Annotated in this window: 18 protein-coding genes; 11 read left to right on the top strand and 7 right to left on the bottom strand. The window is 66.1% G+C overall.

The features are described 5' to 3' along the window. Positions 1 to 300 precede the first annotated feature (300 nt). From AUP43_RS16250 to AUP43_RS16220, 7 genes are all read left to right on the top strand, one after another. Positions 301 to 1,296: a TerC family protein gene (locus AUP43_RS16250; protein WP_067559525.1), complete on the top strand. Its 996-nt coding sequence runs from the start codon at positions 301 to 303 to the stop codon at positions 1,294 to 1,296. A 115-nt stretch (positions 1,297 to 1,411) separates the two neighbouring features. Then, entirely contained in the window at positions 1,412 to 2,863 is a 1,452-nt protein-coding gene (locus AUP43_RS16245; protein WP_067559522.1) for a cryptochrome/photolyase family protein, read from the top strand. Beyond that, positions 2,863 to 4,179: an NAD(P)/FAD-dependent oxidoreductase gene (locus AUP43_RS16240; protein WP_067559519.1), complete on the top strand. Its 1,317-nt coding sequence runs from the start codon at positions 2,863 to 2,865 to the stop codon at positions 4,177 to 4,179. The genes AUP43_RS16245 and AUP43_RS16240 overlap by 1 nt, the downstream gene beginning before the upstream one ends. A gap of 2 nt (positions 4,180 to 4,181) precedes the next feature. Beyond that, the gene (locus AUP43_RS16235; protein WP_067559514.1) at positions 4,182 to 5,006 is read left to right on the top strand and encodes a DUF1365 domain-containing protein; all 825 of its coding nucleotides are present in this window, start codon (positions 4,182 to 4,184) and stop codon (positions 5,004 to 5,006) included. Then, positions 5,003 to 6,250, top strand: a complete 1,248-nt coding sequence (locus tag AUP43_RS16230) for an SAM-dependent methyltransferase (protein ID WP_067559512.1) — start codon at positions 5,003 to 5,005, stop codon at positions 6,248 to 6,250. The genes AUP43_RS16235 and AUP43_RS16230 overlap by 4 nt, the downstream gene beginning before the upstream one ends. A gap of 5 nt (positions 6,251 to 6,255) precedes the next feature. Continuing rightward, complete coding sequence (locus tag AUP43_RS16225; RefSeq protein ID WP_067559509.1) at positions 6,256 to 7,560, top strand: MFS transporter; 1,305 nt, start codon at positions 6,256 to 6,258, stop codon at positions 7,558 to 7,560. Positions 7,561 to 7,590: 30 nt separating this feature from the next. Next, positions 7,591 to 8,163, top strand: a complete 573-nt coding sequence (locus AUP43_RS16220) for a DUF3833 domain-containing protein (protein WP_084462874.1) — start codon at positions 7,591 to 7,593, stop codon at positions 8,161 to 8,163. 102 nt (positions 8,164 to 8,265) lie between these two features. Here the strand turns inward: AUP43_RS16220 and AUP43_RS16215 are convergent, their stop codons facing one another. The 7 genes from AUP43_RS16215 to AUP43_RS16185 form a co-directional block, all read right to left on the bottom strand. Further along, positions 8,266 to 8,697: a nuclear transport factor 2 family protein gene (locus AUP43_RS16215; RefSeq protein WP_067559506.1), complete on the bottom strand. Its 432-nt coding sequence runs from the start codon at positions 8,695 to 8,697 to the stop codon at positions 8,266 to 8,268. After that, positions 8,694 to 9,443, bottom strand: coding sequence for an SDR family NAD(P)-dependent oxidoreductase (locus AUP43_RS16210; protein ID WP_067559503.1), 750 nt, complete (start codon positions 9,441 to 9,443; stop codon positions 8,694 to 8,696). The genes AUP43_RS16215 and AUP43_RS16210 overlap by 4 nt, the downstream gene beginning before the upstream one ends. Then, positions 9,440 to 10,135, bottom strand: coding sequence for a DUF6134 family protein (locus AUP43_RS16205; protein WP_067559500.1), 696 nt, complete (start codon positions 10,133 to 10,135; stop codon positions 9,440 to 9,442). Before AUP43_RS16205 ends, AUP43_RS16210 begins: the two co-directional genes overlap by 4 nt. An 83-nt stretch (positions 10,136 to 10,218) precedes the next feature. Continuing rightward, on the bottom strand, positions 10,219 to 11,169 hold the full coding sequence (locus AUP43_RS16200; protein ID WP_067559497.1) for a nickel/cobalt transporter: 951 nt from the start codon (positions 11,167 to 11,169) through the stop codon (positions 10,219 to 10,221). Between the two features lie 9 nt (positions 11,170 to 11,178). Further along, positions 11,179 to 11,772 carry a DUF1007 family protein gene (locus AUP43_RS16195; RefSeq protein ID WP_067559494.1) on the bottom strand — a complete coding sequence of 198 codons (594 nt, stop codon included), beginning with the start codon at positions 11,770 to 11,772 and terminating at the stop codon, positions 11,179 to 11,181. Further along, on the bottom strand, positions 11,772 to 12,053 hold the full coding sequence (locus AUP43_RS19320; RefSeq protein WP_198154947.1) for a hypothetical protein: 282 nt from the start codon (positions 12,051 to 12,053) through the stop codon (positions 11,772 to 11,774). Before AUP43_RS19320 ends, AUP43_RS16195 begins: the two co-directional genes overlap by 1 nt. Positions 12,054 to 12,143: 90 nt before the next feature. Continuing rightward, entirely contained in the window at positions 12,144 to 13,142 is a 999-nt protein-coding gene (locus AUP43_RS16185; protein ID WP_067559487.1) for a zinc ABC transporter substrate-binding protein, read from the bottom strand. Positions 13,143 to 13,221: 79 nt separating this feature from the next. On the opposite strand from AUP43_RS16185, the gene AUP43_RS16180 reads away from it, so the two are divergent. Genes AUP43_RS16180 through AUP43_RS16165 form a run of 4 tightly spaced genes read left to right on the top strand, consistent with a single transcriptional unit; the run spans position 13,222 to position 16,626 of the window. Beyond that, positions 13,222 to 13,755, top strand: coding sequence for a Fur family transcriptional regulator (locus AUP43_RS16180; protein ID WP_067559484.1), 534 nt, complete (start codon positions 13,222 to 13,224; stop codon positions 13,753 to 13,755). After that, positions 13,748 to 14,581: a zinc ABC transporter ATP-binding protein ZnuC gene (gene znuC / locus AUP43_RS16175; RefSeq protein WP_067559481.1), complete on the top strand. Its 834-nt coding sequence runs from the start codon at positions 13,748 to 13,750 to the stop codon at positions 14,579 to 14,581. The genes AUP43_RS16180 and znuC overlap by 8 nt, the downstream gene beginning before the upstream one ends. Then, positions 14,574 to 15,374 carry a zinc ABC transporter permease subunit ZnuB gene (gene znuB / locus AUP43_RS16170; RefSeq protein WP_067559478.1) on the top strand — a complete coding sequence of 267 codons (801 nt, stop codon included), beginning with the start codon at positions 14,574 to 14,576 and terminating at the stop codon, positions 15,372 to 15,374. The genes znuC and znuB overlap by 8 nt, the downstream gene beginning before the upstream one ends. Before the next feature lies 1 nt (position 15,375). Continuing rightward, positions 15,376 to 16,626 carry a D-amino acid dehydrogenase gene (locus tag AUP43_RS16165; protein ID WP_067559475.1) on the top strand — a complete coding sequence of 417 codons (1,251 nt, stop codon included), beginning with the start codon at positions 15,376 to 15,378 and terminating at the stop codon, positions 16,624 to 16,626. Positions 16,627 to 16,761 lie beyond the last annotated feature (135 nt).

Genomic DNA, 16,761 nt, shown 5'->3' with positions numbered 1-16,761 from the left:
AAGCATAGGGCGGCGTACTCCCCCCGTTCATACTGCTCCCGTGTCCTTCGAGACGCCGCTGGCGCGGCTCCTCAGAACGAGGGCGGCTGGGATGGCTGTCGCGGTTTATGAGCCGGCCGTATCGACGTTATTTCGCAGGTGCGGCATTTTTCTTCGAAACCCTCTTGAAGGGCGCGCCGTTATCCCTATGTAGCGCCGCATGGGTCCGGGCCCCTCTGGCGACCGAGGCGTTGGTCGTGATGTCGGAACCCCTCGCTTGTGATCGCGCTAACGCAGCGCCTTTACAGAGGAGAGGTTGCGATGGACATTCTTGTCCCGTTCCTCACTGCGCCCTTTCTGGGCACTCCCATCTGGTTCTGGCTGGCCTTTGCCAGCATCGTCGTCACCCTTCTGGTCCTGGATCTCGGCGTGTTGCATCGAGACCAGCACGAGATCGGGGTGCGCGAAAGCCTGCTCATGTCCGCCGGCTATATTTTCGTGGCACTGCTATTCGGGGCCGGCATCTGGGCCTATGAGGGCAGCCAGCCGGGGATGGAATATCTGACCGGCTTCCTGATCGAGAAATCGCTCTCGATCGACAATATATTCGTCATCTCCATGATCTTCGCCGCCCTGTCGGTGCCGCGCCAGTATCAGCATCGCGTGCTGTTCTGGGGCATTCTGGGCGTGATTGTGTTGCGCGGCATGATGATCGGCCTGGGCGCCGCCGCCGTGCAGAATTTCGGCTGGATCATGTTCGTCTTCGGCGGCCTGCTGGCGATCACCGGCGTGAAGATGCTGTTCGCCGGCGATCACCATCCGGACATGAAGGACAACAAGCTGCTGGTCTTCCTGCGCCGGCACCTGCCGGTGACCGACAAGGTAGAAGGCAGCCACTTCACCGTGCGGCACGAGGTGGACGGCAAGAGCAAGCTGTTCGTCACCCCGCTGCTGGTGGCGCTGATCATGATCGAGTTCATCGATCTGCTGTTTGCCATCGACAGCGTGCCGGCGATCTTCGCCATCACCCAGGATCCGTTCATCATCTACACCTCGAACATCTTCGCCATATTGGGCCTGCGCGCGCTGTATTTCGCGCTGGCCGCGATCCTGCCGCGCTTCATCTATCTGAAATACGGCCTGTCGCTGGTGCTGATCTTCATCGCCGGCAAGATTTTCTACACCCAGCTGATCGGCAAGCCGGACACCGCGATCTCGCTTGGCGTCACCGCAGCCCTGATCGGCGGCTCCATCGCCGCCTCGCTCTGGCGCACCCGCAAGGGCAATCCCAGGCCGGTCGAGCAGGCGGCCGAGTAACGGCAAAGGGTGGGTCCACGGACCCGCCCTTTTTGTTTCGCGCCGCTGATCCAGAAGACCCGCCGCTGCGTAAAAATACTAGAAAACGCAGATATATACCGAGTCTCCCCCATTCATGGCCGATTCCCAAGCCCCCCTCCTCGTCTGGTTCCGCCAGGATTTGCGCCTTGCCGATAATCCGGCGCTGCACGCAGCCGCCGTCACCGGCCGGCCGGTGCTGCCGCTCTATATTCTGGACGATGGCGCACCCGGCCGCTGGGCGATGGGCGGCGCCAGCCGGTGGTGGCTGCATTACAGCTTGCAGGCGCTGGCCGACAGCCTGGCGCGGCTGGGCGCGCCGCTGGTGCTGCGCAAGGGCGACCCCAGCGCCATCCTGCCCCAGATGGTGGCCGAAAGCGGGGCCGATATTGTGCATTGGAACCGCTGCTACGAGCCCTTCGCCATCGCCCGCGACGAGGCCATCAAGACGGCGTTGAAGGCCGATGGGCTGACGGTGCGCAGCTTCAATTCGGCCCTGCTGCACGAGCCGTGGACGGTCGAGAACAAGGCCGGCGATCCGTTCCGCGTCTATTCCCCGTTCTGGCGCGCCTGCCTGGCCAAGGGCGAGCCGGACACTCCCCTGCCCGCCCCGGAAGCATTGATCCCGGCGCCAGGCGTTGCCGGCGACGCCTTGTCCGACTGGGCGCTGCTGCCGCATACGCCCGACTGGGCCGCCGGCATGCGGGAAAGCTGGGTGCCCGGCGAGGAAGGCGCACGCCAGCGCCTTGCCGGTTTCCTGGACGAATCGGTCGGCCGCTACAAGGCGCAGCGCGACCGGCCGGACATCGAGGCGACCTCGCGGCTGTCGCCGCATCTGCATTTCGGCGAGATCGGCCCGCGCCAGGTCTGGCACGCCACAAGCCATGCGATGAACGAAAGCGGCACAGGCCCCAGCGCGCAGAAATTCCTGTCCGAGGTGGGGTGGCGCGAATTCTCCCACCATCTGCTGTTTCATAACCGCCAATTGCCGGAGACGCCGCTGCGCGCCGAATTCGGCGATTTTCCATGGCATGACGACCGCCCGGCGCTGAAAGCCTGGCAGCGCGGTCTGACCGGTTTCCCGATCGTCGATGCCGGCATGCGGGAGCTATGGCATACCGGCTGGATGCACAACAGGGTGCGGATGATCGTTGCGTCCTTCCTGGTGAAGGATTTGCTCATCCCCTGGCAGGAAGGCGAGGCCTGGTTCTGGGACACGCTGGTCGATGCCGACCTCGCCAATAATTCGGCAAGCTGGCAATGGGTGGCCGGTTGCGGAGCCGACGCCGCGCCCTATTTCCGGGTTTTCAACCCTGTCTTGCAGGGCCAGAAGTTCGATCCGAACGGCGATTACGTGCGTAAATGGATACCGGCGCTGGCTGAACTGCCGGTAGACTATATCCATAACCCCTGGACAGCCTCGGAGGGTGAGTTGCGGCAAGCGGGCGTCACCCTGGGCGAGACCTATCCCAAACCGATTGTCGATCACGATGTCGCCCGCAAGCGCGCCCTCGATGCCTTCGAGCGGATCAAGAAGGCGGCGGCGTAATGAGAATCGCCATCATCGGCAGCGGCGTGTCCGGCCTGGGCGCGGCCTGGCTGCTGCATCGCCAGCATGAAATCACGATCTACGAGAAAGATGCCCGCATCGGCGGCCACGCCAACACGGTAGAAGCGGATTTCGGCGACCGCCGCATCCCGGTCGATACCGGCTTCATCGTGTTCAACGACCGCAACTATCCCAATCTGCGCGGGCTGTTCGGCCAGATCGACGTGCCGTACCGCAACAGCGAGATGTCCTTCGCCGTCACCATTGACGATGGGCGGCTGGAATATGGCGGCGGCAGCATCCCGCAGCTTTTCGCGCAGAAGCGCAACCTGCTGCGTCCGCGCTTCCTGGTGATGGTGCGCGACATACTGCGCTTCTTCAGCGAGGCCCCGGCGCTGCTGAACGAACCCGGCCAGGGCCCGTCGCTGGGCGAGTATCTGCGCCGCAACGGCTATTCGGACGGCTTTCTGTACGACCATCTGCTGCCGATGGCGGCGGCGATCTGGTCCTGCCCGGTGGAAACCATGCTGGACTTCCCGGCCGCCAGCTTCGCGCGCTTCTTCCATAATCACGGGCTGCTGACCGTCACCGACCGACCGCAATGGATGACGGTGACCGGCGGCAGCCGCGAATATATATCGCGCCTCACCGCGCCCTTCGCCGACCGCATCCGGCTGGGCACGCCCGCCGTGTCCGTGACGCGCGCGGCGGGCGGCGCGACGGTGCGCGACGCCAGCGGCGCGGAATGCCTGTACGACCAGGTCATCATGGCCTGCCATGCCGACCAGTCGCTGGCGCTGCTGGCCGATGCGGACCCGGCGGAGCACAGCATTCTGGGCCGGTTCCGCTATCAGCCGAACGAGGCGGTGCTGCATCGCGATACGGCGCTGATGCCGAAGCGCCGCGCGGTCTGGTCGAGCTGGAATTATCTGGCCGACGGCGCTGCCCATGATCGCGCCGTGGCCGTGACCTACTGGATGAACCTGCTGCAGGGCATCGACGCCGCCTATCCGCTGTTCGTGACGCTGAACCCGATCCGCCAGCCCGACCCCGCCAAGGTGTTTGCCCGCATAGCCTACGAGCATCCGGTGTTCGATGGCCCGGCGATGAAGGCGCAGGCCGAGCTGTCGGAGATACAGGGGCTGCGCCATGTCTGGTTCTGCGGCGCGTGGGGCGGCTATGGCTTCCATGAGGACGGGCTGAAATCCGGCGTTGCCGTGGCCCGCGCGCTGGGCGCCGACGTGCCGTGGCCGACCGAGGTGCAGCCCGCCTCCCACGCCTGGTTGGCGCGTCAGCCCGCCCTGGCGGGAGAGTGAGCATGGCCGCCACCGCCTGGAATTCCTGCCTGTATGAAGGCCGCGTGATGCACAGCCGGCTTGCCCCCTTCCGGCATAAATTCGCCTATCGCGTCTTCTCCCTGCTGCTGGATCTGGATGAGCTGCCCCGGCTCGACCGCGATCTGCCGGGCTTCGGCCATAACCGCTTTGCCCTGCTTGGCTTCCATGACCGCGATCATGGCCCGCGCGACGGTTCGCCCCTGCGGCCCTGGGTCGAGGCGCATCTGGCGCGCGGCGGGATCGACCTTAAGGGCGGGCGGATATCGCTGCTCTGCTTCCCGCGCCTGCTGGGCTATGTGTTCAACCCGCTATCGGTCTATTTCTGCCGCGACGCGGATGGCCGGCTGCGCGCCATCCTGTACGAGGTGAAGAACACTTTCGGCGACCAGCATGGCTATCTGCTGCCGGTCGGGCCGGCGCATGCGCCAGGCGAGCTGATCGTCCAGCAGCAGGATAAGAGCTTCTACGTCTCGCCCTTCATGCCAATGGATTGCCGCTACCGCTTCCGCCTGAAGGAGCCGGGCGAGCGTCTGTCGATCATGATCCGCCAGGACAGCGCCGGGGACGACGCGGCCGAGCTGTTCGTCGCCACCCATACCGCCGAGCGCCGGGAATTGACCGGCCGCGCGCTTGCCGCCGCCTTCTGGCGTCACCCGCTGATGACAATAAAAATCTTCGCCGGCATCCATTGGGAGGCCTTGCGGGTATGGCGTAAGGGCGCGGTGTTCCATGCCCGTCCGGTTCCCCCTTCGGAGGCTGTCTCGATTTGGCGACCTTCCCCATCCATCAGGAGTCAAATTCCGTGAGTGACGCGACCATGACCATCGACGGCCGCGCCTTGACCGCCGCGTCCCGCCGCCGGCCCGACCGCAGCCTGACCCGCTGGACCTGGATCGGCCTGAAGATGCTGCGCAACCTGAGCCACGGCACGCTTATCGTGGTCATGCCGGACGGCCGCGCCTTCCGCTTCGAGAGCCCCGGCGAGGGGCCTGAGGCCACCATCATCATGCGCGACCAGCGCATGGCCCGGCGCTGGTTCACCGGCGGGCTGATCGGCTGGTCGGAATCCTATCTCGACGGCGAGTGGGACAGCCCGGACGTCGCCAAGGTGGTGGAGCTGTTCTCGACCAACATGGCGGCGTTGGAGAAGCATATCGACGGCACCTGGTGGAGCAATCTGCTGGCGCGCGTCCTGCATGCGCTGAACCGCAACAACAAGCGCGGCAGCCAGCGCAACATCGCTTATCACTACGATCTGGGGAACGATTTTTACCGCCGCTGGCTCGACCCCTCCATGACCTATTCCTCGGCCGTATTCGAGGGCAGCCAGCAGGATCTGGAAGCCGCGCAGATGGCGAAATATCGCCGCATCTGCACCCTGCTGGATGCCCGGCCGGGCCAGCATGTGCTGGAGATCGGCTGCGGCTGGGGCGGCTTCGCCCAGGTCGCGGCGGCGGAATTCGGGCTGAAGGTGACCGGCATCACCCTGTCGCAGGAGCAGCATGCCTACGCGACCGAGCGGATGCGCGTGGCCGGCCTGTCCGACCAAGTGGAAATCCGCCTGCAGGATTACCGCGATGTGAGCGAGCGGTTCGACCGCATCGCCTCCATCGAAATGTTCGAGGCGGTGGGCGAGAGCTACTGGCCGACCTTCTTCACCAAGGTCAAAAGCTGCCTGGCGGAGAACGGCAAGGCGGCGATGCAGGTCATCACCATCGCCGACGACAGGTTCGAGGCCTATCGCCGCTCGCCCGATTTCATCCAGCGCTACATCTTCCCCGGCGGCATGCTGCCCTCCGACAGCATCCTGCGCGGGCTGGTGCGCGATGCCGGCATGACGCTGACCAAGGATGACGGCTTCGGCCTGGATTACGCCCGCACGCTGCGGCATTGGGCGGATTCCTTCCAGGCAAGCTGGCCGGAAATCCGCGAGATGGGCTTCGACACCCGGTTCCGCCGCATGTGGGAATTCTACCTGCATTACTGCGAGGGCGGGTTCCGCTCCGGCGGCATCGACGTGCGTCAGATCGCCTTCAGCCGCAACGGCTGAGCGGCATGACAAAGCGGCTGCCGTTCGGCGCCCTGCTGGCCTACGGGATACCGGGGCTGCCACTGGCGGTGCTGGGCCTGCCGCTGTTCATCTACCTGCCGACCTTCTATGCCAGCGACCTCGGCCTCAGCCTGACCGCCGTGGGGGCCGTGCTGCTGATCGCGCGCCTGTGGGACGGCCTGACCGACCCCATCGTCGGGCTGCTCAGCGACCATACGCGCACCCGCTGGGGCCGGCGGCGACCCTGGATCGTCGGCGCGACGCCGCTGGTCCTGGTCTCGCTGTGGATGCTGTTCGTGCCGCCCGAAGGCGCCGGGATTCTGCATCTGCTGATCTGGTCGATGCTGCTCTATCTCGGCTGGACCATGCTGTCGCTGCCGCATGCGGCCTGGGGCGCGGAGCTGTCGGACGATTACCACGAACGTTCCCGCATCACCGCCAGCCGGGAGGTCTTCGTGGTGCTCGGCACGCTGGTGGCGGCCGGGCTGCCGGTCCTGGTCTCCGGCACGGCGGAGGTGCTGCGGGTGCTCGCCATCGGCCTGCTCGTCGCCCTGCCGCTGGCCATCGGCATTTCCTGCGGCCTGCTGGGTGAACCGAAACCGACCCAGCGCCGTATAACGAAGTGGCGAGAGGGGATGGCGCTGCTGCTGGCCAACCGCCCCTTCCGCCGGCTGATCGCGGCCTATCTGCTGAATGGGGTCGCGAACGGCCTGCCGGCGACGCTGGTTCTGCTGTTCGCCGCGCAGGTTCTGCAGCTCGAACAATTCAGCGGGATTTTTCTGGTCGTTTATTTCGGATGCGGGATTTTCTCCATACCCCTCTGGCTCGCCGCCAGCAAACGCCTCGACAAGCACCGGGCCTGGTGCGTGGCGATGCTGCTGAACTGCGCCTTCTTCGCGCCGGTGCCGCTGCTGGGCGCGGGCGACTTTATGGGCTTCATGGCGATCTGCGTGGCGACCGGCCTGTGCCTGGGCGCGGATCTCTCCCTGCCGCCCTCAATGCAGGCCGATGTGGTGGATGTGGACACGCTGGAAAGCGGCGAGCGCCGGGCCGGCCTGTATTTCGCGCTATGGGGCCTGGCGACCAAGCTGGCCCTGGCGCTGGCGGTCGGCATCGCCTTCCCGATCCTCGATCTGGCGGGTTTCGATGCGCAGGCAACGCCGGGCGGCAATGCCGGTGCGGGCTTATGGACGCTGGTCGGGCTGTACTCGATGGCCCCCATCGCCTTCAAGCTGGCCGCCATCGCGCTGATCTGGAACTTCCCGCTGACCGCCAGCGCGCATGCCGCGATCAAGGCGCGGCTCGCCTGACATCAACCACCCTATCGAGGATATTTGCCCATGTTCCGCGCCACAGCGTTGCTGCTGGCGGCCCTGCTCGTTCTGGGGGGTTGCAGCACCATGAAGCCTGAGGATTTCGCCGATACCACGCCGCGCCTGACGGTGGAGGATTACTTTCAGGGCAAGAGCCGCGCCTGGGGCATCTTCCAGGATCGCTTCGGCACGCTGCGGCGCAGCTTCACCGTCGACATTGAAGGCTACCGGGAAGGCGATGAATTCGTGCTGAAGGAGGATTTCGTCTATGACGATGGCGAGACCGACCAGCGCATCTGGCGCATCCGCCGGATCGACGAGCATCGCTATGAGGGCCGCGCCGACGATGTGGTCGGCACCGCCACCGGCCTAGCCTACGGCAAGGCGCTGAACTGGCAGTATGAATTCGACCTGAAAGTCGGCGAGCGCACCATCCGCGTGCATTTCGACGATTGGATGTTCCAGCAGGATGAGCAAGTGATGGTGAACCGCGCCTCGGTCACCAAATGGGGCATCGAGATCGGCGAGGTCACCCTGTTCTTCATGCGCGAGGGCACCCGCCAGAGCGCCGCCGCCACGGGCGCCATTGCGGCAGAGTAAAGAGTGGTTTTCGACCCTCACAGCGCTTTTGCCGCAAGTTTCTCCATCCGTCACCCTCGCACTTGTTGCGGGGGTGACGGATAGGGGCAAAACCCTACCCCTTTATCCCACCGCCAGCTTGCGCTTCACCAGGCGGATCAGGGCGCCCAGGACCGGGATCTTTTCGTAGACCTGGCCGGCGTCCCAATGGTCGTGATGGGCGGAGACGCGGCCGTCGGGGGCGAGATGGACCTCGCTGGTGCCGACGATCAGGTGCTGTTCCGGCTTGCCCTTGCGGCGGAAACTGAAATCCCAGAGATAGAAGCCGGTGGCCCCGTCCAGCGCTTTCGTGCGGATGACGAAGCGGGGCTCGTCCAGCGTCTCGAACATATGGGCATAGACTTGGCGATAGGCTGGCGCGCCGGTGATCTCGTTGAACGGGTCGGTGAAACGCACATCCGGCGTCACCAACGCATCCAGCTCATGCAGATTGCCGGGCGCGATGCGTTCGAAGAAGGCGGCATAGGCCTCGAACCCGCTGCGTAGGTCGCTCATTTGCGGGTCGCCTTGCCGATCAGCGGAAAATAGAGCGCATAGGGCAGGCAACGCAGGAATTTCAGCATATAAGTGAAACGCTTGGGAAAGGTGATCTCGAAGCCTGCCTTGTCCAGCCCGTCGGCCAGCGCCCGGGCGGCGTCCTCCGGCTCCATCAGGAACGGCATGGCAAACTCGTTCTTGTCGGTCAGCGGCGTGCGCACGAAGCCGGGATTGACGATTTGCAGCTTCAGCCCCAGCCGGTCGAAATCCGGCTTCAGCGATTCGACCATATTGATCAAGGCCGCCTTGGTCGCGCCATAGCCGGCCGAGGTGGGCAGCCCGCGATAGCCGGCGACCGAGGCGACCACCGCCAGATGACCGCGCCCGCGCCGGCGGAACGCCTCGATGACCGGCTGCAGGCAATGGGCCGTGCCCATGATGTTCAACTCGACCAGCAGGCGGATATCCTCGACGGTGAAGCTCTCCGCATCGACCGGCTTATGCGTGCCGGCATTCAGCAGCGCCAAGTCGATCGGCCCCTGCTCCGCCTCGATGCGCGCCACTGTCCGGGCGACCGCCTCGCGGTCTGTGATGTCCAGCGGATAGGGCAGGATGCGGCCTTCCGGAGCCTCCGCCGCCAGCGCCTGCAACTTGTCGGCGGAGCGCGCGCTGACCGCCACCCGATCGCCGCGCCGCGCCAGCTCCAGCGCCACGGCCCGGCCGATACCCTCGCTGCCGCCGGTCAGCCAGACCAGGCGGCTCATCGCTGCGCCTGCACGGGCATCGGCTCGGCCGGGGTGCCGGGCGGCACGGCGTTCATGTCGAAATTCCAGGGGGCGTCGACCGGCTGGTCGCGGCGGGTATAGACCACCAGCTTTCCCTTGCCGTCGAAATTGCCGCCGACCCAGCGCTCACCCTGATAGCAGAGCTGCATTTTCAGATCGCCGGTCATGTCGTAGCAGCCGGGCTTGGCGGCAACCGGGGTCATGTCGATATGGCGCACGATGCCTTTCTGGGTATCCAGCAGCTTGTCCTGCTTCAGTGTGGCGACGCGCCAATAATCGGACGGATAGATGTCCAGCGGCGCCTTCACCGTGCCGTTCACGCCGGTCAGCGCGATATGGTCGCCGGCCGGGTTGGCCTTCACCTCGTAGAACACGCCATCGTCGTTGGTGCGGGTATGCACGCTGACGATCTTGCCATCCTCCAGGACCGTGCGGTTGCGGTGGGTGTAGCGGTAAAGCGCAATGGGGCCGAATTTCAGCTCGAAGTCGATCATCACCTCGACGGTGGCCTTGTTGCCATCCTCAACGATGCGCAGGCGCTGCCAGCCCAGCGGGCTGTCGCCGCGCGTTACCTCGAAATCGATCCGCTGCACGGTCTGCGCCGAAGCCTCGGGACCGGCCAACAGCAGGCTTGCGGCGAAGACGGTGAGCGCCCCAATCTTCATGCGCATCGCGATTTCCTTTCCCGAAGACCGACATCAAGCTCTTTCAACGTCTTATACGAGAGCGGGACGCAGTCGGATGAAATCGACTCTTAGAGAGGAAAGCTACGCTGCAATGTCGCCAGCAGAAAGACCATCCCGAATCCGACTATGGCGAGCGACCCCAGCACCCCCAGGCCGCGATGCAGCCGGTCCTGCCAGACGGCGCTGCCGCCGCTGCCGAAGCTGAGCGCCAGCCGCCGCCCATAGACGCTGGCGATGCCCAGCAGCGCCACCGTCATCGCCGTGCCCAGGGCCATTGCAAAGGTAGAGGCGACGCCAAGCAGGAACAAGCCGTTCGCCAGGGTGAACAGCAGCACCAGCACCGCCCCGCTGCACGGCCGGATGCCGACCGCCGCGACCAGCGCCCAGAACCGGCGGATTCCGCGCGGCCGGCCCGGTTCGGGATGGTGATGCGCGTGGTCGTGGTGGTGGTGGTGATGCGTGTGTCCCGGCAGATGGGCATGGTCGCAGCAGGCGTCGCCGCGCCAGGCGCGCACCGCCAGCACCAGCCCCAGCGCCACGACCAGCGCGTAGCTGACGATCTCCAGCACCCGCACCTGCTCGGTGATCGCAAAGCGCGTCGCCCCCAGCAGCATGGCCAGCACCACGACCAGCAGGATGGCCGACAGCGCCTGCACGAAGGAGGAGACGAAGGCCAGGCCGATGCCGCTTTTCAGCCGGCTGTCATGGCCGACCAGATAGGCCGACAGCACCGCCTTGCCGTGCCCTGGCCCGATGGCGTGGAAAATACCGTAGAGGAAGGAAAAGCCGATCAGCAGAAAGGCCGGGGCCAGCGAATCCCCCTCCTTCACCGCGCGGACCAGGCCGCCCATGTCGCGCTGCAATTCCGCCTGGTAGCGCGCCACCTGGGCCAGCAGGCGGCCGAAGAAACCGGGCTCCACCGCCGGGCCGGCCGCCATCAGCGGCGATTGCGCGAGAGAGTCGCCGCCGATCAACACCGCGACGGCCAGCAGCAGGCCGGCGAGCAGATATCCCCGCATTTCCGCCTCTTAGCCAGCCGCGCAGCGCAGCGTGGCGATTTTCGGGAAAAACGCGCCGAAATACAGCGCTTTACTTCGGTCCTCGCCGATATCGATGGAACAGCCCGGCGCATCGGCGGTGGAAAACCGCACCGGATCCCATTTATCGATCGTCACATCAACATAATAGCTTTCGTCATAGAGGCCGAGGGCGAAGACCTCCTTTCGGGGATCGACGGCGCGCGGCAGCAACGCGGTGAACGAGAAGATAATCAGGCCTTTCTCGATCCTGGCGCTGAAATTATCGATTTCCGCGACCGGTAGCTTCTCGCCATTCGCGGTAGCGTGGGTAAAGAAGGCGAATTCCTCCATCGGCAGCATCACCTGCTCGCGCAGCGTGGCCAGCGAATCGCCCTCGATCTTGCCGTCGCCGTCGGCATCGAAATCCTCGATCATCATGGAGCTGAAGAAATCGTCGAACTGCCAGGTTACCTCGATGGCGCGGATCGCGCCGTCCGCAAATTTCAGCCCGGCATGCGCGTCGATCCAGACATGGGGGTGGGAGGTTGCCGGCCGCGGCAAGGCCAGCAGCGCCAGGAAACCGATCAGCAGCAGCCGGCGCATCAGCCGACCGGCGGGTTTTTGGGGTCGAGCGCGCAGCCGCAATAAGGGCAATCGAAAGCCGCCATCGCCTGCGCCTTCTCCGCCTCCGTCAGGCCCTCGGCCTTTGACAGCGCCTCGGCGATCAGATCGGCATGCTGGCGCTTTTCCGTGCAGGCAAGCTGGCGCATCTGGTCCAGCTTCACCGGGGCCTGCTCCATCGTGAAGGCCCATACGGCACGGGGCAGCAGCAACACACCGGCGGCCAGGATGCTGGTTTCCAGCAATCGACGACGGGTAATCATGGCGACTCTCCAGCGTCTCGGGACGGAAGGCTAAAATAGCGCCTTTGCGCCGCTCTTTCCAGGGCGCGCCGCTAGCATTTCCTTATCCCGTCAGCTTTGCGGCGCGAGGCAGCCGCGCAGGCCCTTCTCGATATCGCGCATGATGGCGAAGTAGGAATCCGGCCCCTCCGGCACATTGGCTCCCGTCGGGTCCAGCACGCCCTTCTGCGCCGAGGTGCCTTCGATGACCACATCGACCAGCGCCGGGGTGAATTGCGGCTCGGCGAACACGCAGCGGGCCTTGGTCTCGGCCAGACGCTGGCGGATTTCGCTCAGGCGGCGCGCGCTCGGCTGCCGCTCCGGCGACAGGGTGATGGAACCGACCGCGCTGGTGCCGTAATGCGCCTCGAAATACTGGTAGGCGTCGTGGAACACGATATAGGGCGTGTCACGATAGGGCGCCACGGCGGCGGCGATCTCCGCATCCATCGCCTCGATCCGGGCAACGGTCGCGGCGGCGTTCGCGGCATAGGTCTCGGCGCGGGCGGGATCGATTTCCGACAGGGCGGCAGCGGCGGCCTTCACGATGGCTTCGGCATTGTGCGGATCGAGCCAGATATGCCCGTCCAGCGAAGCATGGTCCCCGTGGTCGTGCTTATGGTCGTGCTTATGGTCGTGATCATGCGCATGCCCCGGCTTATGATCGTCATGGGCGTGGGCTTCCCAGGCGCCGCCTTCGCGTAAATTCATCGCCTCCACGCCCTCGGCGTCGATCAGCTCGATTACCGTCGCCTTGCCGCCCAGGCTTTCCAGCGGGCGGGTCAGGAAGGTCTCCAGCGATTCGCCGACCCAGAAGACAAGGTCGGCCTGCGCCAGCGCGCGGGCATCGGACGGCTTCAGCGTGTAGCTATGCTCCGACGACGCCCCCTTCACCAGCAGTTTCGGCGATCCCACGCCCTGCATGACACTGGCGACCAGCCCGTGGATCGGCTTCACCGACACCACCACCTTGGGCGCATCGGCCGCCTGCGCGCCGCCGGCGGCGAGCAGCAGGGCAAGGGCCGGCAGCAGGCTGCGGATGGATCGAACCGGCGACAAAAACGGCGACATGAGGCACACTCCGGGTAAGCTCGACGCATAAAGATTGAAATGTTATAAAATAACATAACGAGAGAAACAAGGGCATCGCATGGCGCATACTCCTCCCATTCCGGAAGGCTCGGAGGTCTTCGAGGCGGCGGGACACGATCACGATCATTGCGTAGATCATGCCCTGCAAGCCGCGGAGACGATCTGCACCCGCGAGGGCGCGCGGCTGACCCCGCTGCGCCGGCAGGTGCTGGAGCTGGTCTGGCGCAGCCACGAGCCGATCGGCGCCTATGACGTGCTGGCCCGTCTGCAGCGCGAAGGGGCGAGCGACGCCGAGGATGGCCGCCCGGCCGCGCCGCCGACGGTGTATCGCGCGCTGGATTTCCTGCTGAAATACGGGCTGGTGCACCGCATCGAATCGCTGAACGCCTATGTCGGCTGCGCCCACCCGCAGGAGGACCATAACGGCCAGTTCCTGATCTGCCGGACCTGCGGCACCGCCGCCGAGATCGAGGATGACGCGATCAGCGCCGCCATTCGCGACAACGCCAAGCGCATCGGCTTCGCCGTCGACCGGGTGACGGTGGAGGTCTCCGGCCTGTGCCCGCGCTGCCGGAGCGACGCGCATGCCTGACGGCGCGCCTTCGGCCCCGACGCTGATCGAGGTTGCCGGCCTGACCGTCCGCCATGGCGGACAGCCGGTGCTGGAGCATGTGGATCTGGCCGTGCGATCCGGCGAGATCGTCTGCCTGATCGGCCCGAACGGCGCCGGCAAGACCACGCTGCTGCGCGCCATATTGGGGCTGATCCAGGCCGATGACGGCACGATCCGCCGCCGCGACGCCTTGCGCATCGGCTACATGCCGCAGCGCCTGACAATCGATCCCACCCTGCCGATCACCATGGCGCGCTTCCTGGCGCTGGGCGGCCGCAGCGACGCGGCGGCCCGGCAACAGGCGATGCGGGAAGTCGGCATCGCCCATCTGGCCGGCCGGCCGATGCAGGCGCTGTCCGGCGGCGAGACCCAGCGCGCCCTGCTCGCCCGCGCCCTGTTAAACCAGCCCGACCTGCTGATCCTGGACGAACCGGCGCAGGGCGTGGATGTCAGCGGCCAGGTCGAGCTATTCGAGTTGATCGGCCGCATCCGCACCGAACGCGGCTGCGGCGTGCTGATGGTCTCGCACGATCTGCACCTGGTGATGGCGGCGACCGACCGGGTGGTGTGCCTGAACCAGCATATCTGCTGCACCGGCCATCCCGAGGATGTCAGCCGCGACCCGGCCTATCTGTCACTGTTCGGCCCGCGCGCGGCGCAGGTGCTGGCGGTCTACCAGCATCATCACGATCATCACCATACCACCGGCGGCGACGTGGTGCCGCTGGCCGAGGAATCCTCGGTCCACCACCACGACCATTGCGCCACCCACGGACATACGCATAAACATCCTCATCATGGATGAATTCTTTCTGCGCGCGCTGGCCGGCGGCATCGGCGTCGCCCTGCTGGCCGGGCCGCTCGGCTCCTTCATCGTGTGGCGACGGATGGCCTTTTTCGGCGATACGCTGGCGCATTCGGCGCTGCTGGGCGTGGCGCTGGGCTTCCTGCTGGGCATCGACCTGACCATCGGCATCTTCGGCGTCTGCATCGTCGTCGCCCTGCTGCTGCTCGCTTGGCAGCGCCAGCAACGCATCGCCGGCGACACGCTGCTGGGCATCCTGTCGCATACCTCGCTGTCGCTGGGGCTGGTCACGGTGGCGTTCATGACCACGCTGAGGATTGATCTGATGGGTTATCTGTTCGGCGATGTGCTGGCGGTCGGCTGGCGCGACGTGGCGGCGATCTATATCGGCGGCGGCGTAGTGATGGCGCTGATCCTGTGGCTCTGGCGGCCCCTGCTGTCGCTGACCGTGCATGAGGAGCTGGCGCGCGTCGAGGGCGTGCCGGTGGAGCGGGTGAAGATCGGCTTCGTGCTGCTGATGGCGCTGACCGTCGCGATCGCCATGAAGATCGTCGGCATGCTGCTGATCACCTCGCTGCTGATTATCCCGGCCGCCGCCGCCCGCTCGCTGGCGCGCACGCCGGAGCAGATGGCAGTGATCGCCAGCGCCATCGGCGTGGTCTCGGTAATCGGCGGGCTGTTCGGATCGCTGAATTTCGACCTGCCCTCCGGCCCGGCCATCGTGGCGACGGCGGCGCTGTTCTTCGTGGCATCGCTGCTGGCGCCGGCCTTAGCCAACCGGATGAGGGCTTAGGATGCATGTCGTCGTTCTGGGCGCAGGCGTCGTCGGCATCGCCACCGCTTATCAGCTCGCCAGGCAGGGCCATCGGGTCACGGTGGTCGACCGTCAGCCCGGCCCGGCGCTGGAGACCAGCTTCGCCAACGCCGCGCAGATCGCCGCCGCCCTGTGCGGTCCCTGGTCCGGCCCCGGCGTGCCGTTCAAGCTGTGGGGCTGGCTGCGCGATGCCGACAGCCCGCTGCGCTTCAAGCCGCAGGCCGACCCCCGGCAATGGATGTGGGGCCTGCGCTTCCTGATGGAATGCACCCAGGCGCGGCATGACCTCACTTTCCGCCGAATGCTGGAATTCGGGCGCTACAGCCAGCAGGCGCTGGCCCAGGTAAAGGCGGATACCGGCATGCAGTATCATCAGGTCGAGGCCGGCATCCTGAAGCTCTGCACCACCGAGGAGACCGTCGCCGACCTGGCGGTGCTGGAAAGCCTGCTGGGCGACGCCGGCATTCCCACCAAGCGCCTGACGCCCGCGGAATGCGTCACCCTGGAACCGGCGCTGGCGCAGGCCCGCGACCGGCTGACCGCCGGCCTGCATCTGCCGACCGACGAAAGCGGCGACGCCTATCTCTTCACCACCAGGCTGGCCGATCTGTGCGCCGAGATGGGCGTGGCGTTCCGCTACGGCGCGACGATCACCGGCTTCGAGCTGGAGAACGGCGCCATCGACGAGGTGGAGACCGACAAGGGCGCCATCGAGGGCGACGCCTTCGTGCTGGCGCTGGGCAGCTATTCGCCGAAGCTGGCGCGGCGGCTCGGCCTGTCGCTGCCGGTCTGGCCGGTGAAGGGCTATTCCGCGACCGTGCCGGTCGGCCCCGGCGACAGCGCGCCGCGCATCAGCCTGTATGTGGCGGAAAAGAAGGTGGCGATGAGCCGCCTGGGCGACAATCTGCGCATCGCCGGCATGGCCGACATCGCCGGCTACGACACCGCGCTCGACCCGCGCCGCGCCCGGCAGGTGCTGGATGCCGGGCTGGATATCTTCCCCCAGGCCGGCGACCGCGACCAGGCCCGCCTGTGGTGCGGCCTGCGCCCGCTGACGCCGGACGGGCTGCCGATCCTGGGCCGATGCAAGCTGGCGAATTTGTATCTCAACACCGGCCACGGCACCTATGGCTGGACCTATGCCTGCGGCTCCGCCCGGGTGATCGCCGATCTGATCGCCGGCCGCGCGCCGGAGCACGATCTGTCGGGCCTGACGCTGAGCCGGTTCTGAGCCGGCCGCCGGACCCTTCGAGACGCCCCTTACGGGGCTCCTCAGGGTAAGGGCGCACTTGGGTATGCCGCCGGCGCCGCTTTCTCCAAAGAAGCTTCTGCTGGCGGCACCGCTTGATGACCTCATGCTGAGGAG

Origin of the sequence: Oceanibaculum pacificum (assembly GCF_001618175.1) — a bacterium.
GTDB classification, from domain to species: Bacteria; Pseudomonadota; Alphaproteobacteria; order Oceanibaculales; family Oceanibaculaceae; genus Oceanibaculum; species Oceanibaculum pacificum.
The sequence above is the reverse complement of the archived record's forward strand: the minus strand, read 5'-3'. Positions and strand labels throughout refer to the sequence as shown.

Excerpts from the sequence above, each read along its gene's own strand:
- AUP43_RS19320 (WP_198154947.1), bottom strand. The coding sequence starts at position 12,053 with ATGATTACCCGTCGTCGATTGCTGGAAACCAGCATCCTGGCCGCCGGT.
- znuC (WP_067559481.1), top strand. The coding sequence starts at position 13,748 with ATGCCTGACGGCGCGCCTTCGGCCCCGACGCTGATCGAGGTTGCCGGC.
- AUP43_RS16245 (WP_067559522.1), top strand. The coding sequence starts at position 1,412 with ATGGCCGATTCCCAAGCCCCCCTCCTCGTCTGGTTCCGCCAGGATTTG.
- AUP43_RS16205 (WP_067559500.1), bottom strand. The coding sequence starts at position 10,135 with ATGCGCATGAAGATTGGGGCGCTCACCGTCTTCGCCGCAAGCCTGCTG.
- AUP43_RS16240 (WP_067559519.1), top strand. The coding sequence starts at position 2,863 with ATGAGAATCGCCATCATCGGCAGCGGCGTGTCCGGCCTGGGCGCGGCC.
- AUP43_RS16225 (WP_067559509.1), top strand. The coding sequence starts at position 6,256 with ATGACAAAGCGGCTGCCGTTCGGCGCCCTGCTGGCCTACGGGATACCG.
- AUP43_RS16210 (WP_067559503.1), bottom strand. The coding sequence starts at position 9,443 with ATGAGCCGCCTGGTCTGGCTGACCGGCGGCAGCGAGGGTATCGGCCGG.
- AUP43_RS16180 (WP_067559484.1), top strand. The coding sequence starts at position 13,222 with ATGGCGCATACTCCTCCCATTCCGGAAGGCTCGGAGGTCTTCGAGGCG.
- AUP43_RS16220 (WP_084462874.1), top strand. The coding sequence starts at position 7,591 with ATGTTCCGCGCCACAGCGTTGCTGCTGGCGGCCCTGCTCGTTCTGGGG.
- AUP43_RS16185 (WP_067559487.1), bottom strand. The coding sequence starts at position 13,142 with ATGTCGCCGTTTTTGTCGCCGGTTCGATCCATCCGCAGCCTGCTGCCG.
- AUP43_RS16200 (WP_067559497.1), bottom strand. The coding sequence starts at position 11,169 with ATGCGGGGATATCTGCTCGCCGGCCTGCTGCTGGCCGTCGCGGTGTTG.
- AUP43_RS16195 (WP_067559494.1), bottom strand. The coding sequence starts at position 11,772 with ATGCGCCGGCTGCTGCTGATCGGTTTCCTGGCGCTGCTGGCCTTGCCG.
- AUP43_RS16165 (WP_067559475.1), top strand. The coding sequence starts at position 15,376 with ATGCATGTCGTCGTTCTGGGCGCAGGCGTCGTCGGCATCGCCACCGCT.
- AUP43_RS16215 (WP_067559506.1), bottom strand. The coding sequence starts at position 8,697 with ATGAGCGACCTACGCAGCGGGTTCGAGGCCTATGCCGCCTTCTTCGAA.
- AUP43_RS16235 (WP_067559514.1), top strand. The coding sequence starts at position 4,182 with ATGGCCGCCACCGCCTGGAATTCCTGCCTGTATGAAGGCCGCGTGATG.
- znuB (WP_067559478.1), top strand. The coding sequence starts at position 14,574 with ATGGATGAATTCTTTCTGCGCGCGCTGGCCGGCGGCATCGGCGTCGCC.
- AUP43_RS16250 (WP_067559525.1), top strand. The coding sequence starts at position 301 with ATGGACATTCTTGTCCCGTTCCTCACTGCGCCCTTTCTGGGCACTCCC.